At 64.2% G+C, this 25,963-nt stretch carries 24 protein-coding genes and 1 other RNA gene; 15 read left to right on the top strand and 10 right to left on the bottom strand.

Annotated elements, in window-relative coordinates; genetic code table 11:
• Window positions 1–31 precede the first annotated feature (31 nt).
• Entirely contained in the window at window positions 32–949 is a 918-nt protein-coding gene (locus EJ067_RS13045) for a methyltransferase domain-containing protein (protein WP_126086068.1), read from the top strand.
• Window positions 950–1,077: 128 nt separating this feature from the next.
• Window positions 1,078–1,464 (top strand): hypothetical protein, encoded by a 387-nt coding sequence (locus tag EJ067_RS13040; RefSeq protein WP_126086067.1) that lies wholly within the window; start codon window positions 1,078–1,080, stop codon window positions 1,462–1,464.
• Here the strand turns inward: EJ067_RS13040 and EJ067_RS13035 are convergent.
• The 7 genes from EJ067_RS13035 to EJ067_RS13005 form a co-directional block, all read right to left on the bottom strand.
• Window positions 1,458–2,399, bottom strand: coding sequence for a glyoxylate/hydroxypyruvate reductase A (locus tag EJ067_RS13035; RefSeq protein WP_126086066.1), 942 nt, complete (start codon window positions 2,397–2,399; stop codon window positions 1,458–1,460). The two genes, EJ067_RS13040 and EJ067_RS13035, sit on opposite strands and share 7 nt — an antisense overlap.
• A gap of 39 nt (window positions 2,400–2,438) precedes the next feature.
• A complete protein-coding gene (locus EJ067_RS13030; protein ID WP_126086065.1) occupies window positions 2,439–4,067 on the bottom strand; it encodes an ABC transporter ATP-binding protein in 1,629 nt (542 codons plus the stop codon).
• Window positions 4,064–5,203, bottom strand: coding sequence for an ABC transporter permease (locus tag EJ067_RS13025; RefSeq protein ID WP_126086064.1), 1,140 nt, complete (start codon window positions 5,201–5,203; stop codon window positions 4,064–4,066). The genes EJ067_RS13030 and EJ067_RS13025 overlap by 4 nt, the downstream gene beginning before the upstream one ends.
• Window positions 5,203–6,297 (bottom strand): microcin C ABC transporter permease YejB, encoded by a 1,095-nt coding sequence (locus EJ067_RS13020; RefSeq protein WP_126086063.1) that lies wholly within the window; start codon window positions 6,295–6,297, stop codon window positions 5,203–5,205. Before EJ067_RS13020 ends, EJ067_RS13025 begins: the two co-directional genes overlap by 1 nt.
• 30 nt (window positions 6,298–6,327) lie before the next feature.
• Window positions 6,328–8,190 (bottom strand): extracellular solute-binding protein, encoded by a 1,863-nt coding sequence (locus EJ067_RS13015; protein ID WP_245468256.1) that lies wholly within the window; start codon window positions 8,188–8,190, stop codon window positions 6,328–6,330.
• 14 nt (window positions 8,191–8,204) lie between these two features.
• Complete coding sequence (locus EJ067_RS13010) at window positions 8,205–10,100, bottom strand: extracellular solute-binding protein (RefSeq protein WP_126086061.1); 1,896 nt, start codon at window positions 10,098–10,100, stop codon at window positions 8,205–8,207.
• 256 nt (window positions 10,101–10,356) lie between these two features.
• A complete protein-coding gene (locus tag EJ067_RS13005; RefSeq protein ID WP_126086060.1) occupies window positions 10,357–11,031 on the bottom strand; it encodes a cytochrome c family protein in 675 nt (224 codons plus the stop codon).
• A gap of 193 nt (window positions 11,032–11,224) precedes the next feature.
• Between EJ067_RS13005 and EJ067_RS13000 the strand changes: the two genes are divergently transcribed.
• Both EJ067_RS13000 and EJ067_RS12995 read left to right on the top strand, forming a co-directional pair.
• A complete protein-coding gene (locus EJ067_RS13000; protein WP_126086059.1) occupies window positions 11,225–11,953 on the top strand; it encodes a 3-deoxy-manno-octulosonate cytidylyltransferase in 729 nt (242 codons plus the stop codon).
• Window positions 11,954–11,979: 26 nt separating this feature from the next.
• The gene (locus tag EJ067_RS12995) at window positions 11,980–12,843 is read left to right on the top strand and encodes a prephenate dehydratase (protein ID WP_126086058.1); all 864 of its coding nucleotides are present in this window, start codon (window positions 11,980–11,982) and stop codon (window positions 12,841–12,843) included.
• Window positions 12,844–12,855: 12 nt separating this feature from the next.
• On the opposite strand, the gene EJ067_RS12990 is transcribed toward EJ067_RS12995, so the two are convergent.
• The 3 genes from EJ067_RS12990 to EJ067_RS12980 are packed head-to-tail and all read right to left on the bottom strand — an operon-like array spanning window position 12,856 to window position 14,573.
• Window positions 12,856–13,155 (bottom strand): Dabb family protein, encoded by a 300-nt coding sequence (locus EJ067_RS12990; protein ID WP_126086057.1) that lies wholly within the window; start codon window positions 13,153–13,155, stop codon window positions 12,856–12,858.
• Between the two features lie 14 nt (window positions 13,156–13,169).
• Window positions 13,170–14,111, bottom strand: a complete 942-nt coding sequence (nudC, locus tag EJ067_RS12985; RefSeq protein ID WP_126086056.1) for an NAD(+) diphosphatase — start codon at window positions 14,109–14,111, stop codon at window positions 13,170–13,172.
• 42 nt (window positions 14,112–14,153) lie between these two features.
• Window positions 14,154–14,573 carry an HIT family protein gene (locus tag EJ067_RS12980; protein ID WP_126086055.1) on the bottom strand — a complete coding sequence of 140 codons (420 nt, stop codon included), beginning with the start codon at window positions 14,571–14,573 and terminating at the stop codon, window positions 14,154–14,156.
• Window positions 14,574–14,754: 181 nt separating this feature from the next.
• On the opposite strand from EJ067_RS12980, the gene ffs reads away from it, so the two are divergent.
• The 11 genes from ffs to EJ067_RS12925 all read left to right on the top strand — a co-directional run bounded on the left by ffs (window position 14,755) and on the right by EJ067_RS12925 (window position 25,787).
• An RNA gene (gene ffs, locus EJ067_RS12975) (signal recognition particle sRNA small type) lies at window positions 14,755–14,851 on the top strand.
• A gap of 100 nt (window positions 14,852–14,951) precedes the next feature.
• Window positions 14,952–16,763 carry a DNA polymerase III subunit gamma/tau gene (locus tag EJ067_RS12970; RefSeq protein ID WP_126086054.1) on the top strand — a complete coding sequence of 604 codons (1,812 nt, stop codon included), beginning with the start codon at window positions 14,952–14,954 and terminating at the stop codon, window positions 16,761–16,763.
• 22 nt (window positions 16,764–16,785) lie between these two features.
• Complete coding sequence (locus EJ067_RS12965) at window positions 16,786–17,109, top strand: YbaB/EbfC family nucleoid-associated protein (RefSeq protein ID WP_071101772.1); 324 nt, start codon at window positions 16,786–16,788, stop codon at window positions 17,107–17,109.
• A gap of 217 nt (window positions 17,110–17,326) precedes the next feature.
• Entirely contained in the window at window positions 17,327–18,298 is a 972-nt protein-coding gene (locus tag EJ067_RS12960; protein ID WP_126086053.1) for a cell wall hydrolase, read from the top strand.
• Between the two features lie 103 nt (window positions 18,299–18,401).
• Window positions 18,402–19,007, top strand: a complete 606-nt coding sequence (recR, locus tag EJ067_RS12955; protein ID WP_126086052.1) for a recombination mediator RecR — start codon at window positions 18,402–18,404, stop codon at window positions 19,005–19,007.
• A gap of 17 nt (window positions 19,008–19,024) precedes the next feature.
• Window positions 19,025–20,278, top strand: coding sequence for a lytic murein transglycosylase (locus tag EJ067_RS12950; RefSeq protein WP_245468255.1), 1,254 nt, complete (start codon window positions 19,025–19,027; stop codon window positions 20,276–20,278).
• Between the two features lie 268 nt (window positions 20,279–20,546).
• Window positions 20,547–22,178, top strand: a complete 1,632-nt coding sequence (locus tag EJ067_RS12945; RefSeq protein ID WP_126086050.1) for an ABC transporter substrate-binding protein — start codon at window positions 20,547–20,549, stop codon at window positions 22,176–22,178.
• Window positions 22,179–22,196: 18 nt separating this feature from the next.
• On the top strand, window positions 22,197–23,264 hold the full coding sequence (locus EJ067_RS12940; RefSeq protein WP_126086049.1) for an ABC transporter permease: 1,068 nt from the start codon (window positions 22,197–22,199) through the stop codon (window positions 23,262–23,264).
• Window positions 23,261–24,181, top strand: a complete 921-nt coding sequence (gene nikC, locus EJ067_RS12935; RefSeq protein WP_126086048.1) for a nickel transporter permease — start codon at window positions 23,261–23,263, stop codon at window positions 24,179–24,181. Before EJ067_RS12940 ends, nikC begins: the two co-directional genes overlap by 4 nt.
• Window positions 24,178–25,041 (top strand): ABC transporter ATP-binding protein, encoded by an 864-nt coding sequence (locus tag EJ067_RS12930; protein WP_189510585.1) that lies wholly within the window; start codon window positions 24,178–24,180, stop codon window positions 25,039–25,041. Before nikC ends, EJ067_RS12930 begins: the two co-directional genes overlap by 4 nt.
• Entirely contained in the window at window positions 25,038–25,787 is a 750-nt protein-coding gene (locus tag EJ067_RS12925; RefSeq protein ID WP_126086047.1) for an ABC transporter ATP-binding protein, read from the top strand. The genes EJ067_RS12930 and EJ067_RS12925 overlap by 4 nt, the downstream gene beginning before the upstream one ends.
• The last annotated feature ends 176 nt before the right edge of the window (window positions 25,788–25,963 follow it).

Below are 25,963 nucleotides of genomic sequence, written 5' to 3'. Positions count from 1 at the left end.
CGGTTCGCCTTGCCGGTTGGATCCTTTAACCATGAAACCGCTTCAGGCCTCGTCCGGCGACTTGAACGCCGACCGCCGCGCCGACTTCGCCGAGATGCTGCTGGCCTCCGGCGAGCCCGCGCAGGCGGCGGAGCTTTTGCTCGGCGCGCTGGAGCTGGCGCCGCAATGGGCGGCCGGGTGGTTTCGCCTCGGCGGGATGCAGGAAGCGGCCGGCTTCCTTGACCAGGCCGCGCAAGCGTGGACGATGGCGCTGAAGCTCGATCCCGCGGACCGACTGGGCGCTTCGCTCAAGCTGCAATTGATCGGCCATGCGCCGGCGGCAGCCGCTCCGCCCGGCGCGTTCGTCGAGACCCTGTTCGATCATTATGCCGACCGGTTCGAGGAAGCGCTGGTCGGGACGCTCGGCTACCGGATGCCGGATGTCCTCGACCGGGCCATTCGCCTGGCCAGGCCGGGTCGCTTCAGGCTGGCCCTCGACCTCGGCTGCGGCACCGGCCTGATGGGCGAAAGGCTGCGGCCGATCGTGGAGCGGCTGGAAGGCTACGACATCTCGGCCGGCATGTTGCGGAAGGCGCGCGCCAAAGGCATCTACGACCAGCTCTCCAGGGCCGATCTCCAGCATTTCTCTTATGCTGGCCCGAAAGCGGACCTCGTGGTCGCGGCCGACGTGTTCATCTATGTCGGCGCGCTCGAACGCATTGTCGGAGCCGTTGCCGATACGCTCGCCGACGACGGTGTGTTCGCGTTCTCGGTGGAGACCACTGCCGGCGGCGATGACTTCGCCTTGCTGCCGTCGCGGCGCTACGCGCATTCCGAGGCCTATGTGCGGCGCGTCCTCGCCGCCTGCGGGTTGTCCGTCCTGTCGCTCGATCCAACCGTCATCCGCCAGGATCGGAGCGAGCCTGTCGATGGCCTCGGCGTCGTGGCCGAGAAATCGTCAAAGCCGTGATCTTCACACCCCTCTGTCCTGCCAACGTTTCTATCGATCCTGCGAGAAAGCCAGAATCGCTGCTCGCGAAAAAGCCCGAATCGCATGGTCGGGGTTATGCTTGGGCGGATACAGCACGGAGGGATACCATGCGCTGCAACATGGTTGTGTTGGCGTCTTGCCTGATGGTGGCGGGCTGCGTCGGCGGCACCTCGATGGCCGAACGCCAGGACGAGGCCGTGCAATCCTCGCTGCAATATGACGATGTGCCTTGCGACCAATTGTTGGCGCAGCGCAATCAGGTGGCGCAGCAAAACAACCTGCCGATCACCGCCAAGCCGAGTTTTTCGAATCCGGCGATGGGCTTCGGCCCGTTCACGCCGGACATGCGCTCGAAGGCGCAGCGCGACGCCGACAAGGCGAGCGGCGAGATCGACGCCATGAGCCGGTCGATCGAGCGCCGTGACTGCGGCAAGCCGAAGAAGAAGGACAAGTTCGCGCTGCCCGGCTCGAAGCCGTCTTCGCCAGCTCAGTAGCCCGCTTCGCGGTCCACCAGGTTTTCCAGCTTTTCGCCGCGCTCGAAGGCATCCATCTGCCGAAGCATGATCGGCACCAGATGGGCCGGATCAGAGGTCGCCGCCGCGTGCGGCGTCACGAACACCTTCGGATGGCTCCACAGCGGGCTCGTCTTCGGCAGCGGCTCGACCTCGAACACGTCGAGGCTCGCTTCCTTCAGCGTGCCGTCGTCCAGCGCCCGCAGGACGTCGGCGTCCTTCTGCAGCCGCCCGCGCCCGGCATTGATCAGCACCGCGCCGCCAAGGCCGTTGCGCCGGCGCAATTCCTTCAGCACGCCGTAATTGATGATGCCATGCGTGTTGGAGGTCAGCGGCAGCAGCACCACCAGGATGTCGGTGGCGTTGAGGAACGGGATCAGCCCCGCTTCGCCGGAATAGGTCGAAACGCCCTTCATCGGCCGCTCGGTGCGTGACCAGCCGTTCACGGCGAAGCCAAGCGAGAGCAGCACCGAGGCGGCCGCGCGGCCGAGATTGCCGAGGCCCATGATGCCGACGGAGATGTCTTCCGCCGGGCGCTGCGGCAGCTCGCGCCAGATCTTCTTCTGCTGCTGCGCCCGGTAGTGCCTGCTCTGGCGATGGTGGTCGAGCACCCGCCAGACGACATATTCGGTCATGTGCTGGGTGAGATTGTCGGCGACGATCCTGATGATCGGCACGTCGGGCAGGCCTGGGTCGGCGAAGATGTGGTCGACTCCGGCGCCGATCGAGAAGATGGCGCGCAGATTGGGCAGCGACGACAAGAGATTGGGTTTCTGCTTCCACACCACCGCATAGGCGATCGAAGGATCTTTGGGGCCGTCCGGCTCCAGCACCACCTCGCGCTCGACCGCGAGCAGCTCGCGCCAGCGCTGCGGGTGAAAGCCGGTGAGGGCAAGCAGGATTTTGCCTTTTTCCATTGGCGGATTTTCTTTCCTGTTATTGAAGCCCGGGCAAGCCTACTGGCTGACCACGCCGGTCGGTGCCGTTTCGATCCGGAAGGCGGCCGAGATCAGCGCCCTTGTATAGTCGGTCTGCGGGCTGCCGAAAATCCGTTCGGACGGGCCGGCCTCGACAACCTGCCCATTGCGCATGACGATCACGTCATTGGCAAGGGCCCGGATGACCTTCAGGTCGTGGCTGATGAAGAGATAGGCGAGGTTGTGCCTGGCTTGCAGGTTGCGCAATAGGTCGACCACCTGCGCCTGCACGCTCATGTCGAGCGCCGAGGTCGGCTCGTCGAGCATGACGAAGCGCGGATTGAGCACCATGGCCCGCGCGATCGCGACGCGCTGGCGCTGGCCGCCCGAGAATTCATGCGGGTAGCGGTGGCGCGTCTCGGGATCGAGCCCGACCTCCTTCAGCACCTCGACGACCTTGTCGTCGCGCTCGTCGGGCGAGAGTTTCGGGGCGTGAATCTTCAGCCCTTCCTCGATGATCTCAGCGACCGACATGCGCGGGCTCAAGGATCCGAACGGATCCTGGAAGACGATCTGCAGCTCGCGCCGCAGCGGCCGCATGGCGCTGAAGGACAGCTGATTGATGTCGCGCCCGTCGAAGTTGATCGCGCCCGTCGAGGAGATCATCCTCGCCAGGGCCAGGCCAAGCGTCGTCTTGCCGGAGCCGGATTCGCCGACGACGCCGAGCGTCTGGCCGGCGCGCACAGTGACGTCGATGCCGTCCACCGCCTTCACATGGTCGACGGTGCGGCGGAAGAAGCCGCGCTTGATCGGAAACCAGACCTTGATGTCCTTGCCGGTCATCACCGCCTTGGCATCGGCATTGGCCGCCGGCGGCTTGCCCTTCGGTTCGGCGGCCAACAGGTGCTTGGTGTAGGCGTGCTGCGGGTTGGCGAAGATCTCCTTGGTGGGTCCGGTCTCGACTATTTTGCCCTTGGTCATCACGCAGACGCGATCGGCGATCTTCCGCACGATGCCGAGATCGTGGGTGATGAAGAGCATCGACATGCCCTTGCGGCTTTTCAGGTCGGCCAGCAGTTCGAGGATCTGTGCCTGCACGGTGACGTCGAGCGCCGTCGTCGGTTCGTCGGCGATCAGCAGTTCCGGCTCGTTGGCCAAGGCCATGGCGATCATGACGCGCTGCCGCTGGCCGCCCGAGAGCTGGTGCGGATAGGCGTCGAGACGCTTCTGCGGATCGCGTATGCCGACCTCGGTGAGCAGTTCCAGCACCCGCGCCCGCGCCTGCCGGTCGCCCAGCCCCTGGTGCAGTTTCAGCACCTCGACGATCTGCTGCTCGATCGTGTGCAGCGGATTGAGCGAGGTCATCGGCTCCTGGAAGATCATGGTGATCTTGTTGCCGCGCACGCCGCGCAAGGTCTTTTCGTTGGCCCCGAGCAGATCGGCGCCGTGGAACAGGATCTTTCCCGAAGGATGGCTGGCCGCGGGGTAGGGCAGGAGCTTCAGCACCGAGAGCGCCGAGACCGACTTGCCCGATCCGGACTCGCCGACCAGCGCCAGCGTCTCGCCCTTGGCGATATCGAAGGAGATGTGGTCGACGGCAACCGACTGGCTGCCGCCTTGCGCGAAGGCGACGCTCAGATCGCGGACGGAAAGCAGGGCTTCGCTCATTTGAACGTCTTGCGCGGATCGAAGGCGTCGCGCGTCGCCTCGCCGATGAACACCAGCAGCGACAGCATCAGCGAGATCACGATGAAGCCGGAGATGCCGAGCCACGGCGCGTTGAGATTGCGCTGTGCCTGCTTCAGCAGCTCACCGAGCGAGGCGGAGCCGGGCGGCAGGCCGAAGCCGAGATAGTCGAGCGAGGTCAGCGTCGAGATCGAGCCCGAGAGCAGGAAGGGCAGGAAGGTCAGCGTCGCCACCATGGCGTTGGGCAGAAGATGGCGGAACATGATGGTGAGGTTGGGCACGCCGAGCGCGCGCGCCGCGTTGACATATTCGAAGTTGCGCGCGCGCAGGAACTCGGCGCGCACCACGCCGACCAGCGCCACCCAGGAGAACAGCAGCATCAGGCCGAGCAGGATGAAGAAGCCGGGCGGCAGGATCGCCGAGACGATGAGCAGGAGGTAGAGCACCGGGATCGCCGACCAGATCTCGATGAAGCGCTGGAACAGAAGGTCCGTCCAGCCGCCGAAATAGCCTTGCACGGCGCCCGCCGCGACGCCGATCAGCGACGAGCCGAGCGTCAGGATCAGCCCGAACAGCACCGAGATGCGGAAGCCGTAGATCACGCGCGCCAGCACGTCGCGCGCCTGGTCGTCGGTGCCCAGCCAGTTCCAGTTGCCGACGACGCAATTGGGATCGGCCTCGCCTTGCGGATACTGGCTGCAGCGCGCCTTCCTGTCGTAGAGCCAGGACGGCTTGGCGGGCGCAGCTTCCGGGATGGCGTTGTTGACAGTCTGGTAGGAGTAGCGCACCGGCGGCCAGATCATCCAGCCATTGGCGTTGATCTCGTCCTGGATGACCGGATCGCGATAATCGGTGACGGCATAGAAGCCGCCGAACTTCTCTTCCGGATAGGCGACCAGCACCGGAAACAGGATCTCGCCCTTGTAGGAAGCGATGATCGGCTTGTCGTTGGCGATCAGCTCGGAAAACAGCGACAGCACGAAGAGCAGCAGGAAGATCCACAGCGACCAGTAGCCGCGCCGGTTCGCCTTGAAGTTCTGCAGCCGCCGCTGGTTGAGCGGCGAAAGCCGCGGCCGGGCGGCGCGGGCCGGCTTGGTTTCGGCCGAGGCTACCGCCATCAGATATCTCTCCGCTCGAAATCGATACGCGGATCGACCCATGTGTAGATCAGGTCCGACAAGAGGCCGACGAACAGGCCGAGCAGCGAGAAGATGTAGAGATTGGCGAAGACCACCGGATAGTCGCGGTCGATCACCGACTTGAATCCGAGCAGGCCGAGCCCGTCGAGCGAGAAGATGTTCTCGATCAGCAGCGAGCCGGTGAAGAAGGCCGAGATGAAAGCGCCGGGAAAGCCCGCGATGACGATCAGCATGGCGTTTCGGAAGACATGGCCGTAGAGCACCTTGCGTTCCGACAGGCCCTTGGCCCGCGCCGTCACCACATATTGCTTGCGGATCTCCTCGAGGAAGGAGTTCTTGGTCAAAAGCGTTGTCGTGGCGAAGGCCGACAGCACCAGCGCCGTCAGCGGCAGCGTCATGTGCCAGAAATAGTCGATGATCTTGTCGGGCCAGGACAACTGGTCCCAATTGTCGGAGACGATGCCGCGCAGCGGGAACCAGTCCCAGAACGAGCCGCCGGCAAACAGCACCATCAAAAGGATGCCGAACAGGAAGCCGGGGATGGCGTAGCCGACAATCACCACGCCGCTGGTCCAGACGTCGAAGGTCGAGCCGTCCTGCACCGCCTTGCGGATGCCGAGCGGGATCGAGATCAGGTAGGACAACAGCGTGATCCACAGCCCGATCGAGATCGACACCGGCATTTTTTCCAGGATCAGGTCGAGCACCGAGATGTCGCGGAAATAGCTGTCGCCGAAATCGAAGCGGGCATAGTTCCACAGCATCATGCCGAAGCGCTCAAGCGGTGGCTTGTCGAAGCCGAACTGCTTTTCGAGCTTCTTGATGAATTCAGGGTCCAACCCCTGCGCTCCGCGATATTTCGAGCTGACGTCGCCGGCGACATCCAGATTGCTGGCGCCTGCATCGCCACCGCCGCCGCCCAGCCGATCGGTTCCGCCCTGGTTGGTCAGCCTGGCGATGACCTGCTCGACCGGGCCGCCCGGCGCGAACTGGATGACGGCGAAGGAGATCGCCATGATGCCGAACAGCGTCGGGATCATCAGAAGGATGCGGCGCAGGATGTAAGCGCCCATCACAAGGCCTGCCCAGCGCGAAGGGGAGTGTCAGGCTTTGCCAATTTTTGCCGCCTTGCCCTTGTCGACCCACCACGTTGTCTCGACCGGAAAGCCGAAATCGGGTTTCTGCTCGGGAAAGCCGAACATGTCCCAATAGGCGACGCGGTGATTCGCGAGATAATATGTTGGAATCCAGTCTAGCCGCGCGCGCAAGACCCGGTCGAGCGCTCGGAGCGCCGTAACCAGCTCTGCCCGATTGCCGGCCTTGCCCGCTGCCACGATCAGCGCGTCGATGGCCCGGCTCTCGGTGCCTGGATAGTTGCGCTGCCCCGGGATTTTCGCCATCCGCGAATCGTAGAGCATCTCCAGGCCGTCGGCGGTAGGCGTTGCCCCGATCGACCAATGGAGCAGGTTGAAATCGAAATCGAAATCGCTCTGCCGCTGTTCATACTGCGTCGAATCGACTTGCCGGATGGACGCGTCGATCCCAATCGCCTTCATATTCTCAAACCACTTGGTGAAGAGACGGACGATGCCATCGTCCTCGGCCAGCATCTCCACGCGCAGCCGCTCCCCTTTCTCATTGACGACGAAATCGCCAGCCCGCTTCCAGCCGGCCGCGGCAAGCAGTCTTGAGGCCTTGCCCATGAGTTTGCGGTCGCGGCCCGAACCGTCGGATACTGGCTGCATCGCCGGCTCGCCGAACGTCTCTGGCGGCAGTTCAGCCCGAAAAGGCTCCAGCAGGGCCAGTTCCTGCGGCGATGGCAGTCCTTCGGCCTTGTAGTCCGAGCGCTCGAAATTCGATTGCGAACGCTCGTAGGAACCAAAAAACAGGACGCGCCTGGTCCATTCGAAATCGAAGCAACTGGCGATCGCTTGCCTCACGCGCAGATCGCGGAATTGCGCGCGGCGCTGGTTCAGCGCGACGGCCTGCATGTCCGGCGTCTTCTCGCCGGGAAACTCACGTTTGACGACCCTGCCATCCTTGAGCGCCGGAAAGTCGTAACCGGTTGCCCAAACCCGCGAGGTGAATTCCTCGCGAAAATGCGTGTCGCCCTTCTTGAACGCCTCAAACGCGGCCTGGCGGTCGAGATAGAAGTCGATACGAATGCGATCGAAATTGTTGACACCACGGTTCACGGGGAGATCGCGACCCCAGTAGTCGGCGACGCGCTCATACTCGACGGTCTGTCCTGCCACGACGCGTCCTATCTTGTACGGTCCGGAACCGAGCGGCGGCGTCATCGTCGAGGCATCGAATTCATTGGCCGCATAAAAGGCCTTGGACACGATCGGCATCGCCACGACCGAAAGAATGTTCTGCGCGGATTGTTCGCCGTTGAAGGTGAGGTCGAGGGTGACGGCATCGATGGCAGCCGCCTCCGTCATATAGCGCAGCGCCTTGGACAGGTTTGGATGGCCTTTGTCCTTGTACAGCTTCAAGGCGAAGGCGACGTCGTCGGCGGTCAGAGGCGTGCCGTCGTGGAATCTCGCCTGCGGCCGCAGGGTGAAGCGGAAGCTGTTGCGGTCCGGCGACAAGGTGACGGACTCGGCAAGCAGACCGTAGACAGCATCCGGCTCATCGAGCGCGCTTGTCATCAGCGAGTCGAAACAGAGTTCGGTGCGCGGCGGCGAATCGCCCTTCAGCACGAGGGAATTCAGCGTATTGAAAGTCAGGAAACTCTGATTCAAGGTGGCGTTCGGCGGCGCGAAATTCATCCGGCCGCCCTTGGGCGCGTCCGGATTGACATAGTCGAAATGCGCGAAATCCGCCTTGTATTTGAGGTCGCCGAAGGCGGACAGGCCGTGCATCTTCACGCCGGTCGGGATGGCGGCGAAGACCTTGGCGGGAAGCAGCGCCGAGGCCGCCGTCGCGGCGCCGAGCGCCAGGAAGTCGCGACGAGGAAGCAACCCGTGCCGCCCCATCAATTGCCCCTGTATCTGGTCGCCAGCGCCTTTTCCTTCGCCGTGTCGATCCACCAGGAATCGATATCGGCGCCGCGGTAGCTGGGCTGCTTTTCCGGCATGCCGAACTTGTTCCAATAGGCAAGCCAAACCACCGCGCGGTAGTATTGCGGCACGGCGTAGTAGTTCCACAACAGCACCCGATCGAGCGCATGGGTGGCGGCGACCAGGTCGTCGCGGTCGGTGGCGAAGATGATGCGGTCGACCAGCGCGTCGACGACCGGGTTCTTGATGCCGGAATAGTTGCGCGATCCCGGCGAGTCCGCCGCCTTCGAGCTCCAGAAGTCGCGCTGCTCGTTCCCTGGCGATTCCGATTGCTGGAGTACGCTGGTGATGGCGTCGTAGTCGAAATTGTTGACGCGGTTGATGTACTGCGTCTGGTCGATGATCCGCAGCGTCGCGTCGAGGCCGATCTTGCGCAGGTTGGCGATCCAGGGACTCGCGATGACCTGGTCGGTGTCGTTCGAGCCGAGTATTTCGAACTTGAACAGCGCGCCGGTCTTGGCGTTCACCATCTTGCCGTCCTTGATCACCCAGCCTGCCTTGGCAAAGAGGTCGACAGCCTGCTTCAGATATTTGCGTTCGGCTTGCGGTGAATCGTAGACCGGTAGCTTGAATTCCTGTGTGAACAACTCCGGCGGCAGCTTGTCGCGATATTTCTCCAGGATTTCGAGCTCCTTGCCTTGCGGCAGCCCGCTCGACGCCAGTTCCGTACCCCCGAAATAGCTGTGGGTGCGCGTGTTCGAATTGTAGAACAGCGTCCGGTTCATCGTTTCGAAGTCGAACGGATAGGTCAGCGCGGCGCGCACCAGCCGATCCTGGAACAGCGGCCGCCGCTGGTTGAGCACGAAAGCCTGCATCGGCTCGGGCGAGGTTGTCTTGAATTCCTTTTTGACCACGTCTCCGGCGCCCACCGCCGGAAAGTTGTAGGCCGTCGCCCAGCGCCGCGAGCTGTTTTCCGGCTTGATGTCGTCGAGCCCGCCCTTGGTGAAGGCCTGCCGGGAGGCATTGTCGTCCAGGATGTAGGTGAAGCGCTGGGTGTCGAAATTCTCGCGGCCGACCTTCACCGGCAGCTTGGCGCCCCAGTAGTCGGGCACGCGCTGCCAGACGATCTCCGAGCCAGGCTTGAAGCTGGCGATCTTGTAGGCGGCCGAGCCCAGCGGCGGCTCCAGCGTCGGCTTGGTGACGTCGCGCTTCTTGCCGCTGGCGTCGGTGCCCTCCCACCAGTGCTTCGGCAGCACGACCAAGTCGCCGATGATCTTCGGCAGTTCCCGATTGCCCTTCTGGTTGAAATGGAACTCGACCTCGCGGTCCGAGAGGGCGACCGCTTCGGTCACATTCTCGAAATACCGGTTGTACATCGGGCTGTTGGTCTTGAGCACCTGGAACGACCAGACCACGTCGTCGACGGTGATCGGCTGGCCGTCGTGCCATTTGGCGCGCGGGTCGAGCCGGTAGGTCGCCGAGGAGTAGTCCGCAGGGTATTTGTAGGCCTCGGCGATCAGCGGGTGGCTGACGCTGCCTTCGTCCTGTGCCTGATCCATCAGCGTGTCGTAGAGCAGCCCGCCGCCGAACGGCGCGAAGCCGGCGGCCGGCGATCCCTGCACGATATAAGGGTTGAAGCTGTCGAAAGTGCCGGTAACCACGGAGTTGTAGGTGCCGCCCTTCGGCGCGTCCGGATTGACGTAGTCGTAGCGCTGGAAATTCTCGCCGTATTTGGAAGGGCCGATCAGCGAGGAGGAGGTGTGCCATTCGTCGGCGGCACCGGCCGGCAGACTGGCTGCAAGGACGAACGCCAGCATCGATGCGAAAAGTGTCGTCGATGGGAAAAGTGTCCGGGAGCGGCCAACCGTCATGCGTTCTCCTCGTCGCGAGCTCTGGAGCGTCATCGTTTTACGAAAACGACGACCGCTCCTTCGCTTTGTTTCGACGCAATTCCGGACGGAAAACCGGTTCCCACTTTTCCTGGAATTGCTCTGCCCACCGGCAATCTAGATCATTTGACGCCGGTGAAAACCGCAAGGGACGGTCTTTGTCGCCCAATATGCGGCTTTCCTAACAGAAAAGCCGGGACGAACCCGGCTTTTCCAAGGTGTCTTCATGACAAATTGTTTATTGAGCGGGCGCAGCCGGCTTGGCGGGCGCGGCGCCCTCGGCCGGCTTGGCCGGTGCCGCTCCTTCGGCAGGCTTGGCGGGTGCAGCGCCTTCCGCCGGCTTTGCTTCGGCCGAAGCGCCCGGCTGCGGCAGCGGCTTCGGATTGTCCGACAGCGTGCGCAGGTAGGCGATCACGTTGGCGCGATCCTCATCCTTGGGCAGGCCGGCGAAGCCCATCGCCGTGCCCTTCACGAACTTCTTCGGCGAGTTGATGAAGTGGTTGAGGTTGTCGTAGGTCCATTTCTCGGCGCCGCCCTTCGAAAAATCCTTCATGCCGGCCGAATAGGCGAAGCCTTCGTGCTCGGCGACGGGCCGGTCGACGATGTCCCACAGATCCGGACCGACCTTGTTCGGGCCGCCCTTCTCGCCGGAGTGACAGGCCTGGCACTTCTTGAAGATGGCGGCGCCCGCCTCGGCATTGGCGGTTGCGAGCAGATCGGCGATCGGCTTGGCTTCCGCGGCCGGGGCAGCTGCGCCACCGCCCTCGGCCGGCTCCTGAGCCTCGATGGCGAAGCCGGGTTTTTCGGGCGCAGGCGAAGCAAACAGCGCGTTCGACACGATGCCCACGGAAAAGACGACGAAGACGGTTCCGAGGAATCCGGCGAGCAGCTTGTTGACTTCGTTGGAATCCATACGCCCCTTGCTCCCTTTTCCGGCGGACCGTCCCGTCCACTCCGTCCGTCGGTATCGCGAAAGGCCCGGAAGGGCCAGTCAAATCGCGCGGAAACTAGGTCTTTTGCTTCGGCGTTGCAACACCTATAAGGGCGCTTCCAGTGAGACGTTTTGCCACTTTTCCATCCGCTTTCCCGGCCGCCCCGAAAGTCTAATGTCGACATTGATCCTGATCCCCGCTCGCATGGCCTCGACGCGCCTGCCGGGCAAGCCGCTGGCCGACATCGCCGGCGCGCCGATGATCGTCCATGTCGCCCGTCGCGGCGCCGAGGCGGGGCTTGGCCGCGTGGTGGTGGCGACCGACACGGAGGCCGTCGCCGACGCGGTGCGGGCGCACGGCTTCGAGGCCGTCATGACGCGCGCGGACCACGAATCGGGCTCCGATCGCATCTTCGAGGCCCTCACAGCGCTTGACCCGGAGAAGAAGGTCGAAACGATCGTCAATGTCCAGGGCGACCTGCCGACGATCGACCCCGAAATCATCGGTGCGTCGCTGCGGCCGTTCGCCGACCCTTCGGTCGACATCGCCACGCTCGGCGTCGAGATCGTGCGCGACGAGGAAAAGACCAATCCCAACGTCGTCAAGATCGTCGGCTCGCCGCTCTCCGCGACGAGGCTGAAGGCGCTCTATTTCACGCGCGCCACGGCGCCGTGGGGCGAAGGCCCGCTCTATCACCACATCGGCCTCTACGCCTACCGCCGCGCCGCGCTTGAGCGCTTCGTGGCGCTGAAGCCGTCGCCCCTGGAGCGTCGTGAGCGGCTGGAGCAGTTGCGGGCACTGGAAGCCGGCATGCGCATCGACGCCGAGATCGTCAATTCCCCGCCCCTCGGCGTCGACACGCCCGGCGACCTCGAGCGCGCCAGGCAAATCATTTCAAACTGAGACATCCGCAAGCGAGACATCGGCGCATGCCTGAAAAGACCAACAGAATCTCCTTCCAGGGCGAGCCGGGCGCCAATTCCGACACCGCCTGCCGCAACATGTTCCCTCCGATGGAGCCGTTGCCCTGTCCGACCTTCGAGGACGCCTTCAACGCGGTCGAGACCGGCAAGGCCGAACTCGCCATGATCCCGATCGAGAACACGATCGCGGGCCGTGTCGCCGACATCCATCATCTGCTGCCGGAATCGCGCCTGCATATCGTCGGCGAGTATTTCCTGCCGATCCACTTCCAGCTGATGGTGCTGCCCGGCGTCAAGCGCGAAGAAATCAGGACCGTGCACAGCCACATCCACGCGCTTGGCCAGTGCCGCAAATACATCCGCAAGAACGGCTGGAAGCCGGTGGTCGCCGGCGACACGGCTGGGTCGGCGAAAATGGTCTCCGAGGTCAAGGACCGCACCATGGCCGCGCTCGCGCCGGCGCTCGCCGCCGAGCTCTACGGTCTCGACATCATCGAGAAGAATGTCGAGGACACCGACTCCAACGTTACCCGTTTCGTCGTGCTGACCAAGAACAAGCAATGGGCCGAACGCCCGTCGCCGGACGCCAGGATGATGACCACTTTCATCTTCCGCGTCCGCAACGTGCCGGCCGCGCTCTACAAGGCCATGGGCGGCTTCGCCACCAACGGCATCAACATGACCAAGCTCGAGAGCTACCAGCTCGGCGCCTTCACCGCGACGCTGTTCTATGCCGACATCGAGGGCCACCCCGACGATCCGCTGGTCAAGCTGGCGCTCGACGAACTGCGCTTCTTCTCGCGCGAGATGCGCATCCTCGGCGTCTATCCGGCGAGCGCCTCGCGTGAGCAGTGGAAGGTCGCGGATTAGGCGCGACCCGCTTCAGAAACCCAGCGGCACGTAGTCGATCTCCATGAACGCCTCGACCTCGGGCACCCAGCGGTCGCGCACGAACGCGACATGGTCGGGATGCTCGTTGTACCTGGTGTAGGCGGCCTGGTCGGCAAACTCCATCGAGAAGCCGAACTGATAGTCGTTCTTGGGGCTGACCTGCCGCAGCTGCTCGAAATGCGTGACACCTTTTATCCCAGTCAGGATCTTCTTCGCGTCATGGAGGAATCGCTTCGCCTCCAGCGAATGCGGCGGATGCTTCAGCGTGAACACGACGGTATGACGGATCATTTTGCTCCCTACTCCTACTCGCTGTCGACCCAGGCGCGGATGAGATGGTGGGCGATCGCTCCTTTCGGCGGCGTAATCAGATCGCCGGGATGGGTTCTCTCCAGCATCGAGCGCACCTCCTCGCGGAAGAACCAGCGGCAGTCCTCGAGCTCGTTGAGATCTGCCTGGATATCCTCGTTGAGCGGCTCGCCGAAGCAGCCGATCATCAGCGAATAGGGGAACGGCCAGGGCTGGCTGGCATGGTAGACGACGCGGCCGAGCCGGATCCCGGCCTCTTCCAGCGTCTCGCGGCGCACCGCGGCCTCGATCGTCTCGCCGGGCTCTATGAAGCCGGCAAGGGCCGAATACATGCCCGGCCCGAAATGCCGGCCGCGCCCGAGCAGGCATTTGTCGCGCGTCACCGTCAGCATGATCGCCACCGGGTCGGTGCGCGGGAAATGCTCGGTGCCGCAGGCCGGACAATGGCGCCTGTAGCCGCCGGCGCGCATTTCCGAGCGATTGCCGCATTTCGAGCAGAAGCCATGGCTGGCATGCCAGGCGAGCAGCGCCGCCCCTTGCGCCAGCGCGCCTGCCGCCGCTTCGTCGATCAGCCCCTGCATGTAGACGGAGCGGTAATCGATCGCCTTTACCGTTTCCGGCAGGTTTTCCGGCTCGATGCCCGCAGGCACGGCAAGCACCGGGCCATTTTCGGAAAGGCCGAGCAGCACGCCGCGGTCGAGCGAAGCCTCGAAGGCCTGGCTTTCCGCCGCCTCGAACCATGGGTCGAAGCTGCCGTCGGCGAGCTTCAGATAAAGCCTGCCGCCATGCATCAGCATCAGCCGCGCCGATCGCTCGGCAAGCGCCTTCTCGACTGCGTCGTCGGCGCGGTTTTCCGATTGCCGGTCGATATGGTTGCCGGCGAAGCCGACGAACTGACTTGGCTCGCGCAAGGGCGCGTCAAACAGGCGGAAGCTCATGGGATTCGGGACCGGGGACTCAAGGGTTGGGAGAGTTGGGACTTATAGCGCTGCCTTGATCGTTTCGGCAAACCGTCGGATCTCGGGGCGCTGATAGGGCTCGCGCATGCCGTGCCCCCAGACCGGTCCCGGCCAGCCGGGATCGCCTTCGGTGCGGGCGATGACATGGACATGCAGCTGGCGCACGATGTTGCCCAAAGCGCCGGTGTTGATCTTGGTGCAGCCCGTCACGCGCTTCAGCGCCTGCGCCACCATATTGGTCTCGAAGGTCAGCATCGTCTGGTCGAGCGGCGTCAGCTCGTGCAATTCCTCGATCCCCGGCCGCTGCGGCACCAGCACCAGCCACGGCCAGCGGCGATCGTTCATCAGCCGAAGCTCGCAGAGGCCAAGCCACATCAGCTGCTCGCTGTCCGCCTCCAATCGGGCGTCCAGCGTGAATCCGGCCTTGAGGCCAGGCAGCATGGGCGTTTCCTTCGCTCTTGTGGTCTTTTCCAAACCGGGGAACGCTAGAGCGGCGGCAAGATGGCTGCAAGCGAATCATTGGCCGCTACTGCGGATTTGAAGGTCGTCTCTGGCGCATGGGCGGGGTGGTCGTTCACCTCCACCCTTGCATTTCGCCGCTGAATTGCCGATATGGAGCGCGGGAGGTTGGTGGTGGACGATCCACTCGCCAACCGGGTCAGGTCCGGAAGGAAGCAGCCCTAACGAGCCCGGAACGGGTCATTGTTCCAGCCTCCCGCCTCTTCGCCTTTCTCCCGCGACATTGACGGCGCCGAGCCGTGCGGGCGAGACTATGCGCAGGAATCGGCCGCCTGCAGTCCTTGGAGCTTTTGACGGCGAATGAGCGAAGCCGGAAATTTGGGGCCAAAGAATCCGGAGACGGAAAAGGCCGGCGCCTATCGCGTGCTGGCGCGCAAATATCGCCCCTCGAATTTCTCCGAGCTGATCGGCCAGGAGCCGATGGTCCGCACGCTGACCAACGCCTTCGCCACCGGCCGCATCGCCCAGGCCTGGATGCTGACCGGCGTGCGCGGCGTCGGTAAGACGACGACGGCGCGCATCCTGGCGCGGGCGCTCAACTACAAGACCGCCACCGTCGACCAGCCCTCGGTCGATCTGTCCGTGCCCGGCGAGCACTGCCAGGCGATCATGGAAGGCCGCCATGTCGACGTCATCGAGATGGACGCCGCCTCCCACACCGGCATCGACGACATCAGGGACATCATCGACCGTGTCCGCTATGCGCCGGTCTCGGCGCGCTACAAGGTCTACATCATCGACGAAGTGCACATGCTCTCCACCCAGGCCTTCAACGGCCTGTTGAAGACGCTGGAAGAGCCGCCACCGCATGTCAAATTCATCTTCGCCACCACCGAGATCCGCAAGGTGCCGATCACGGTCCTGTCGCGCTGCCAGCGCTTCGATCTGAGGCGCATCGACGCCGGCGCGCTTGTCGCGCATCTTTCCTCGATCGCCGCCAAGGAAGGCATTTCCGTCGACGATGAGGCCCTGGCGATGATCGCCCGCGCCGCCGAAGGCTCGGCGCGCGATTCGCTCTCCATCCTCGACCAGGCGATCGCCCACGGCAGCGGCGCCGTCAGCGCCGAGGCGGTGCGCGCCATGCTGGGGCTCGCCGACCGCGCCCGCATCATCGACCTGTTCGAGCATGTCATGAAGGGCGATGTGGCGGCGGCCTTGGCCGAATTCCGCGCGCAATACGACACCGGCGCCGATCCGGCCGCCGTGCTCACCGATCTGGCGGAATTCAACCACCTCGTCACCCGGCTGCGCTTCGTGCCTGCCGCCGCAGACGATGCCTCGCTCTCCGAGGATGAGCGCCGGCGCGGCGCCGAATTCGCGAGCGCGCTTTCCGTGCGCGTGCTGTCGCGGACCTGGCAGATGCTGCTCAAGGGCATTCCGGAGGTGCAGTCCTCCAACCGCCCGGTCAGCGCCGGCGAGATGGTGCTGATCCGGCTGGCGCATGCCGCCGACCTGCCGACGCTGGACGAGGCGCTGAAATCGCTGGAAGGCGCCGCGCCTGTGCCAAACGGCGCGCCGCGCGCCAACGGAGCGCCGGCCGGCAGTGGCGCCGGCGCGAGCGCCGTGGCGCAGGCCAGGATGCCGGCCTCAACCGGCGGCGCGCAGACCATGCGGCTGGTCGAGGCTGAGCCCGTGCCCGCCGCCTTCGTTCCGGCGCCTGAGCCGGTCGTCGAGACGCCCGCCGTTCCGGTGAAGTCGCTGGCCGATATAGCGGCCCTTGCCGACGCCAACCGCGACATCGCCTTCAAGGTGATTTTGAAGCGCTGCGTGCGGCCGGTGCGTATCGAAGCTGGCCGCATCGACGTCAGCCTGACCGACGACGCGCCCAAGATGCTGCTCAACGACCTGACCGCGAAGCTGCGCGCCTGGACCGGGCGCAACTGGCTGGTCTCGCTGTCGAAGGAAGAGGGAGGCCAGACGCTGGCCGAGATGGAGACGACGAAGCGCGAGAACGCCTTCTCCGATGCCAGGAGCGATCCGACGGTCGCCGCCATCCTCGCCCGCTTCCCGGGCGCCAAGATCATCGACGTGCGCATTCCGGAGGTGCCGGAAGCGGAAGAGGCCGATGCCGACCTGCCGGTCGAGACGTCGGCCGACGACGAAGAAATCTGAAGGAACAAAAAGGACGTTTGCGATGAAGGATCTTCTCGGCCTGATGGGCAAGGCGAAGGAAATGCAGGCCAAGTTCCAGGCCATGCAGGACGAGATCGCGACGCTCGAAGCCACCGGACAGGCGGGCGGCGGCCTGGTCAGCGTCACCCTGACCGGCAAGTTCGAGATGAAGGCGCTGAAGATCGATCCTTCGCTCCTCAAGGACGACGAGGTCGAGATCCTCGAAGACCTGCTTTTGGCCGCTCACAATGACGCCAAAAATAAGGTCGAGCAGGTCATGCAGGAAAAGACCAAGGCGTTGACGGCGGGCCTGCCTATACCGCCCGGAATGAAATTGCCGTTCTGAGGCGGCTGCCGCCAGTTAATTGATTATGAACGAAAATCGAGCCCGGGCCGCAATATTAACCATTTTGCCGGCGTTGCTCACGGGCTCATTTCGCGACATTCATAAAGTTTTACCCAAGTCCAGAGGTTGCTAACCATCTAGCCATCTTTTTGCCTGAAAGAGTCTCATTCTTGCCACATCTTGGGGCGGGCTGGCATCTGGAAATGAGGCTTTTTTGTTGATCGCGACGCGATGGAAGACGCCGCTGCTGCTTATCGGCATCGCCGCTTCCCCCTTGCTCCTGGCCGGCTGCAGCCAGACCGCTTCACACGGCATGTCGATGGCGAGCCTGACCGACGCCGTCACGCCGAGCTTCCTCAGCTCGCGCTCCTACAAATATTCGATGAAGGACAAGGAATGCCTGCAAAGGGCGATGTTCTTCGAGTCCAACCGGTCGAGCCGCGACGGCATGATCGCGGTCGGCACCGTCGTCATGAACCGGCTGCGTTCCGGCCAGCACGGCAACACCATTTGCGAGGTCGTCGGCGAGAGGGGTCAGTTCGCTCCCGGCGTGCTGACGCGGCCGATGAATTCGAGGGCGCTGCCCGATGTCGAGGAAGCCGCCGAGGCGGTGCTCAAGGGCGAGCGCAAGTCCAAGCTCAAGAACACGATGTTCTTCCATACCGCCGGCCTGCGCTTCCCCTACAACAACATGCACTACACGATGGTGGCCGGCGGCAACGCCTTCTACGAGAAGCGCGGCCGCAACTGGCAGCCGCTGCCCGATGAGCCCATGGTCGCCATGGCCTCCGGCAAGTCGCAGAAGATCGACCCTGCCGCTCCCGTGCTCGTCGCTTCAGCCGAACCGGTGGTCAAGACCATCGTCCATGCCGATCCGGCCAAGCAGGCAGCAATGACCGCGGCGGTGGCTGCGCCCAGGACCGCGACCGTTCCGGCCGAGCAGACCTATGTGACGGCCTCCATCGCGCCGGCGCAGAAGTCCGGCCGTGTCACGGCGAAGCCGACGGTGGTGGCGATGCAGGAGCCGATGGAAGAGCCGGACGCGTCCCGCTTCGGCGGGACCTTGAAGGGCCGCTACATCACCTCCGTTCCGAGCGCGCCGCAGGAAGCGGCGATGGGGTTCCAGTCGACGCCTGAGAACACCGACGCCATCGGCGCGCTGATCGTCAGCCAGAACCGGCCGCTCTGAGCCTACTGAGCCAACCTCTTCAACGACCCGCCATGGCAGCAGGGCGGGTCGTGCGCCATTGCGGGCTGTTCCAAACCGCTCTGAAAAATCCTAAATCAGAGCGATGTCGAAACGAATCGCCGGTCCAGAGATCGAACGCCTGATTCAGCTCCTGGCCAAGGTGCCGGGGCTCGGACCGCGTTCGGCCAGGCGCGCGGCCCTCCATCTGATCAAGAAGAAGGAGCAGTTGCTGCAGCCCCTCGCTGCCGCCATGGGCGAGGCGGTCGACAAGGTGCGCATCTGCTCGACCTGCGGCAATGTCGACACCGCCGATCCCTGCATGATCTGCACCGACCCGCGCCGCGACGCCGGCACGCTGATCGTCGTCGAGGACGTTTCCGACCTCTGGGCGCTGGAGCGCGCCGCCGCCATGAACGTGCGCTATCACGTGCTCGGCGGCACGCTGTCGCCGCTCGACGGCATTGGCCCGGAACAGCTCAACATCCGCTCGCTGGTCGACCGTGTCGCCGGCGGCGAGGTGAAGGAGGTGATCCTCGCCGTCAACGCCACGGTCGAGGGCCAGACCACGGCGCATTACCTGACCGACCAGCTCTCGGGCTTCGACGTCAAGGTGACGCGGCTCGCGCATGGCGTGCCGGTCGGCGGCGAACTCGATTATCTCGACGAAGGCACGCTTGCCGCGGCGCTGCGATCGAGGACGGCGTTTTGAGGGATTTGGAGGGGGCAGTGAAGGAGTGCAAGCTTCTCAGACTGGCTGTACTTTCCCTCCTTGCAGCGCTTGTCGGACTGTTCTTCACGATCCCCGCCTCCGCCGCGTCCATCGACAACCAGTTCCAGGCCTGGCTGCAGACGGACCTGTGGCCCGAGGCCAAGGCCAAAGGCATATCGAAAAAGACCTTCGACGCCGCCTTTCTCGGTGTGAAGCCGAATCTGAAATTGCCGGATCTCGTCATGCCCGGCGAGAAGCCGACGACGCCTGAGAAGCAGCACCAGGCGGAGTTCGGCCCGCCTGCCAATTATTTCGCTGAGAAGATCATCCGCCCTGTCACCACCGGCGGACGGTCGCGCGAGAGCGCCAACGCCCGTGTGCTCGGACTGATCGAGAAGCGCTACGGCGTGTCCGGCGACATCGTGCTGGCGATCTGGGGTCGCGAGACCGGCTTCGGCGCCGCCAAGCTGCCTTACGATGCCTTCGAGGTGCTGGGCACCAAGGCCTTCATGTCGACGAAAAAGGATTTCTTCCGCACCGAGGTGCTGGCGGCGCTGGAGATCGTCGAACGCGGGCTTGCCCCGGTCAACGCGATGAAGTCGTCATGGGCCGGCGCGCTCGGCCAGCCGCAATTCATGCCGACTTCTTTCCTCAAACATGCCGTCGACTTCGACGGCGACGGCCGCCCCGACATCTGGAATTCAACGCCGGACGTGCTCGCCTCGATCGCCAACTATCTCGTCCACTATGGCTGGGTGAGGGGCCGCGGCTGGGGGACCGAGGTGATCGCGCCGGCAAATGTCTCATGCGCGCTCGAAGGACCCGACCAGGGCAGGAAGATTTCCGACTGGGTGGCGATGGGCATCAGGCGCGCCGACGGCAAGGCGTTCCAGGCCAGCGAACTGAAAGCCGAAGGATTCCTCCTGATGCCGGCCGGGCGCAGCGGTCCGGCCTTCATCGTCACGCCGAACTTCTATGTGCTGAAGGAATACAACACCAGCGACCTCTATGCGCTGTTCATCGGCCACGCCGCAGACCGCATTGCAAAGGGCGACGCCACCTTCGCCGGCGCCTGGGGGCCGGTCGGCGATCTCCACCGGTCCGATATCGCGGCACTGCAGCGGGCGCTGGAGGCGAAGGACTACGATGTCGGCAGCGCCGACGGCTTGCCCGGCTTCAAGACGCGCCGTTCGATCGGCGTCTGGCAGGCGAAGAACGGCAAGGCGGCGACCTGCTTTCCCGATGCGAGCCTGGTTGCGCAGCTGAAATGACGGGCGATTTCCGAGCGTCAAAAGTTTGGCAGATTTTTCCCGATTGGAAGCCTCGATTAGCCGGCGCAAGGGTTGGCCTGTGGCGGCCCATTCTGGCCCAATAGGCTGTTTCGCAAAATGCGCGTTGCCGGTTCGAACGCTGCCGATAGGGTGTTGACCAACTGGACAAAAACCACGACGGTAAGTGGTCCAAGCCGCCGTCGGCTTCGCAAAGAATAATGCGGCCCTGAGCCGGGAACTCAGGTCAACAAAACAGGGAACGATCATCATGATGCTGGAAAAGTTTGCTCTCCGTAGCTTGCTTGCGGGTGTGGCGATGTCTGCGCTGCTGGCAGCGCCGGCCTTCGCCGTCACGCCTGCCGACACGCTGGTCGAAGGCTTTGCCTTCGACGATATCATCACGATGGATCCGGGCGAGGCGTTCGAATTGTCGACGGCTGAAGTCACCGGCAATACCTACGATCTCCTGGTTCGCCTCGACCTCAGCGACACCTCCAAGGTCAAGGGCGATCTCGCCGAGAGCTGGACTGTTTCCGACGACGGCCTGACCTACACCTTCAAGCTCAAGCCCGGCATGAAGTTCGCTTCCGGCAATCCGATAACCGCGGCCGACGTCGCCTATTCCTTCGAGCGCGCCATCAAGCTCGACAAGAGCCCGGCCTTCATCATCAACCAGTTGGGCATCAGCGGCGACAACGTCACCGAGAAGGCCAAGGCGGTCGACGACACCACCTTCCAGTTCGTCGTCGACAAGGCCTATGCGCCGAGCTTCGTGCTGAACTGCCTGTCGGCCACCGTCGCTTCGGTCGTCGACAGCAAGCTGGTCAAGGAACATGTCGCGGCCGTCACGCCGAGCGCCGACTACAAATGGGACAATGACTTCGGCAACGCCTGGCTGAAGACCGGCTATGCCGGCTCCGGTCAGTACAAGCTGCGCGAATGGCGTGCCAATGAAGTCGTCGTTCTGGAACGCAACGACAATTATAACGGCGAAAAGGCCAAGCTCGCCCGCGTCATCTACCGCTTCATGAAGGAAAGCTCGGCGCAGCGCCTGGCGCTCGAGGCCGGCGACATCGACGTTGCCCGCAACCTCGAGCCGAACGACCTCGACGCCATCGCCAAGAACGCCGATCTCACCACCACCAGCGCGCCGAAGGGCACGGTCTATTACATCAGCCTCAACCAGAAGAACGCCAACCTCGCCAAGCCGGAGGTTCGCCAGGCGTTCAAATATCTGGTCGACTATGACGCGCTGGGTTCGACCATCCTCAAGGGCATCGGCGAGATCCATCAGTCCTTCCTGCCCAAGGGCGATCTCGGCGCCGTCGATGAAAATCCGTTCAAGCTCGACGTCGCCAAGGCGAAGGAACTTCTGGCCAAGGCTGGCCTGCCGGACGGCTTCAAGGTGACCATGGATGTGCGCAGCAAACAGCCTGAGACGGGCATGGCCGAATCGATCCAGCAGACGCTGGGCCAGGTCGGCATCAAGCTGGAGATCATTCCGGGCGACGGCAAGCAGACGCTGACCAAGTATCGCGCCCGCAACCACGACATCTATATCGGCAACTGGGGTCAGGATTATTTCGATCCGAACTCCAATGCCCAGACCTTCGCCTCCAACCCGGACAATTCCGACGCCGCCAAGATCAAGACCCTGGCCTGGCGCAATGCCTGGGACATTCCGGACCTGACCAAGCAGACCGAGGCGGCGCTGCTGGAAAAGGATTCGGCCAAGCGCGCCGACATGTACAAGGATCTGCAGAAGAAGATCCTCGACACCAGCCCCTTCGTCATCATCCACCAGCAGCTTGAAGTGGCCGGCCTGCGCAAGAACCTCAAGGGCTTCGCGCTCGGACCGAGCTTCGACACCAACTTCGTCGGGGCGGTCTCAAAGGAATAGCGTTTTCGGGCGCGCCGCGTGAGCGTAGCTGAGAACCAGCCGGCGGCCGGGCGCGGAAGCGCCCGTGCCGTCGCCATTTTGTCGTCGATCGGCCGCTTCCTGGTCATCGCGGTGACGACCTATCTCGGCCTTCTCGCGGTGACCTTCTTCATCGGCCGCGTCATCCCGATCGATCCGGTGCTGGCAGTGCTCGGCGACCGGGCGCCCACGGCCGTCGTCGAGCGCACGCGCCGCGAGATGGGGCTCGACCTGCCGCTGATCGAACAGTTCTACATCTATGTGAAAAGCGCGCTCAACGGCGATTTCGGCACCTCGGTGCTGACCACCAACCCGGTGATGTCCGACATCCGCCGCGTCTTCCCGGCGACCATCGAGCTCGCGACGCTGGGCACCATCATCGGCGCCGTCATCGGCGTGCCGCTCGGTGTGCTGGCGGCGGTGCGGCGCGGCAGCCTCATCGACCAGATCGTGCGTATCATCGGCCTGATCGGCTATTCCGTGCCGATCTTCTGGCTGGGGCTGCTCGGCCTCGTCCTGTTCTACGCCAAGCTGCAATGGGTCGCCTTTCCGGCGCGGCTCGATGTCGTCTACGAATACACTTTCACGCCGATCACCGGTTTCTACCTGCTCGACGCGGCCATGCAGGGGCAGTGGGACGTCTTCTACGACGCCTGGCGCCACATCATCCTGCCGGCCTCGCTGCTCGGCTATTTCGCGCTTGCCTATATCAGCCGCATGACGCGCTCCTTCATGCTGAACGAGCTGGCGCAGGAATATATCGTCGCCGCGCGCGCCAAGGGCTTGTCGGAGCGCCGCATCATCTGGGGCCACGCGCTGCGCAACGCCGCGGTGCCGATGGTGACGGTGATCGCGCTTTCCTATGCCAGCCTGCTCGAAGGCTCGGTGCTGACCGAAACCGTCTTCTCCTGGCCGGGCATCGGCCTCTACATCACCAATTCGCTGCAGAATGCCGACATGAACGCGGTGCTCGGCGGCACCATCATCATCGGCTCGGTGTTCATCGGCATCAACCTTCTGTCCGACCTGCTCTACCAGCTTCTCGATCCGAGGACGAAGATCCGATGAGCGCAGAGGTCGTCCAGAGCCGGCGCGAGTGGCTGCTCAGCGAGAGGCCGGCTTCGCGCATGCAGGCAAGGCTCGGCCGCGCCTATGTCGCCTGGCGGCGCTTCTCGGCCAATCGGCTGGCCTTCATTGGTTTGCTCATCATCCTCGCCCTGGTGGTGGTTGCCGCCCTTGCCGGCGTGCTGGCGCCCTATTCGCCGACCGTGGGTGACCTGAAGAACGCCCGCCTGCTTGCGCCTGGCGCCGCGCATTGGTTCGGCACCGACGACCTCGGCCGCGATATCTACTCGCGCATCGTCTACGGCTCGCGCTGGACGCTTTACGTGGTGGTTCTCGTGGCCGTCATCGCCGCTCCCATCGGCCTCCTGGTCGGCACCGTCGCCGGCTATGCCGGCGGCTGGACCGACGCGATCCTGATGCGCATCACCGACATCTTCCTCGCCTTCCCGAAGCTGGTGCTGGCGCTCGCCTTCGTCGCGGCGCTCGGGCCCGGCATCGAGAACGCGGTGCTGGCGATCGCCATCACCTCCTGGCCGCCCTATGCGCGCATCGCCCGCGCCGAGACGCTGACGGTGCGCAACTCCGACTACATCAAGGCGGTGCAACTGATGGGCGCCTCGCCCTTCCGCATCGTGCTGCGCCACATCATGCCGCTCTGCATCTCCTCGCTGATCATCCGCGTGACGCTCGACATGGCGGGCATCATCCTCACGGCCGCCGGCCTCGGCTTCCTCGGCCTTGGCGCGCAGCCGCCGCTGCCCGAATGGGGCGCGATGATCGCTTCGGGCCGCCGCTTCATCCTCGACCAGTGGTGGGTGGCCGCGGCGCCAGGCGCCGCCATCCTCATCGTCAGCCTCGGCTTCAACCTGCTCGGCGACGGCCTGCGCGACGCACTCGACCCACGGAGCGGCGACCAGTGAGCAGCGGCAATCCGGACAAGCAGACAAAAGGCGCGCTGCTCGAAGTCGACGATCTGCGCGTCACCTTCCCGACCCGCACCGGCATCGTGCAGGCGGTGCGCGGCGTCTCGTTCTCGCTTGGCCGCGAGCGGCTGGGCATCGTCGGCGAAAGCGGATCCGGCAAGTCGCAGACCGGCCGCGCCGTCATGGGCCTGACCCCGCCGCAGGCCGAGGTGTCGGCGAAGAAGCTCAGCTTCGACGGCATTGATCTGCTTGCCGTTTCGCCCCGCCAACGCCGGGCGCTGCGGGGAAACCGCATCGCCATGATCCTGCAGGATCCGAAATACTCGCTCGACCCGGTGATGACCATCGGCCGCCAGATCGTCGAGACGTTGCGCACGCACGAAAAGGTCTCCAAGGCCGAGGCGCGCGAGCGGGCGCTGGAGATGCTGCGGGCAGTGCAGATCCGCGATCCGGCCCGCGTCTTCGACCTTCACCCGCATGAGGTCTCGGGCGGCATGGGCCAGCGCGCCATGATCGCCATGATGCTGATCGCCGGACCGGAGCTGATGATCGCCGACGAGCCGACCTCGGCGCTCGACGTCACCGTGCAGCTCGACGTGCTGAACATCCTCGACAAGCTGGTCGCCGAGCGCGGCATGGGACTGATCTTCATCTCGCACGATCTGCGGCTCGTCTCCTCCTTCTGCGACCGCGTCGTCGTCATGTATGCCGGCAAGGTGGTCGAGCAGCTCAAGGCCTCCGAGCTGCGCGATGCCCGCCATCCCTACACGCGCGGCCTGCTCAACTGCATGCCGAGGATCGGCTTCGAGCGTCATCCGCTGCCGGTGCTCGACCGCAAGCCGGAGTGGGCGGCATGACGGCGGCGCTTTCCGTGGAAGGGCTGGAGGTGGTCTTCGACCGCTTCCGCGCGCTGAAGGGTGTGGACCTCGAAGTCAGGGAAGGCGAGTCCTACGGGCTGGTCGGCGAAAGCGGCTCCGGCAAGTCGACGTTGCTCAAGGCAATCACCGGGCTGGCGCCCGTCTCTTCCGGCACCATCGCCGTCAACGGCAAGGCACTCGGCAAGACCCGCGACAAGGCCTTCTACCGCGACGTGCAGATGGTCTTCCAGGATCCGTACGGCTCGCTGCATCCGCGCCAGACCGTCGATCGTCTGCTGCAGGAGCCTTTGGCCATCCACGGCATCGCCGACGGCGAGAAGCGCATCGAGCGGGCGCTGGACGAGGTCGGCCTCGGCAACGGCTTCCGCTTCCGCTACGCGCACCAATTGTCGGGCGGCCAGCGCCAGCGCGTGGCGATCGCCCGCGCGCTGATCCTCGAGCCGTCGATCCTTTTGCTCGACGAGCCGACGTCGGCGCTCGACGCGTCCGTGCAGGCGGAGGTGCTGAACCTGCTCGAAGAGGTGCGCCGGCGGCGCAAGCTCACCTTCCTGATGGTCAGCCACGACCTCGCCATCATCACCCACATGTGCGAGCGGCTGATGGTGATGCAGAACGGCGAGGCGGTGGAAACGCTGACCGCGAGCCAGCTGATCGGCCATCGCGTCAGCGAGGACTATACGCGCAACTTGCTCAGAGCGAGCGAGGGGTTTGTGCGCACCGCGTGACCACATCAAACTGAAACGGCTGTAGCGCCACGGTCGCAATGTCCTGCCAGCGCTATCGCAAAACTCGACCTCATAGGCCTCAACAGGGACCGGAAAGGTCTCGACGATCGAGCCGATCTGGCCGGCTGACAGTCGATACGCCGGCAGTGGTTCTCGCAGTCGTACCGTGTCCCAGA

This window comes from Mesorhizobium sp. M1D.F.Ca.ET.043.01.1.1 (assembly GCF_003952385.1).
Taxonomy (GTDB): domain Bacteria; phylum Pseudomonadota; class Alphaproteobacteria; order Rhizobiales; family Rhizobiaceae; genus Mesorhizobium.
Note: the sequence above shows the minus strand (reverse complement) of the source record. Positions and strands in the feature narration are given on the sequence as shown.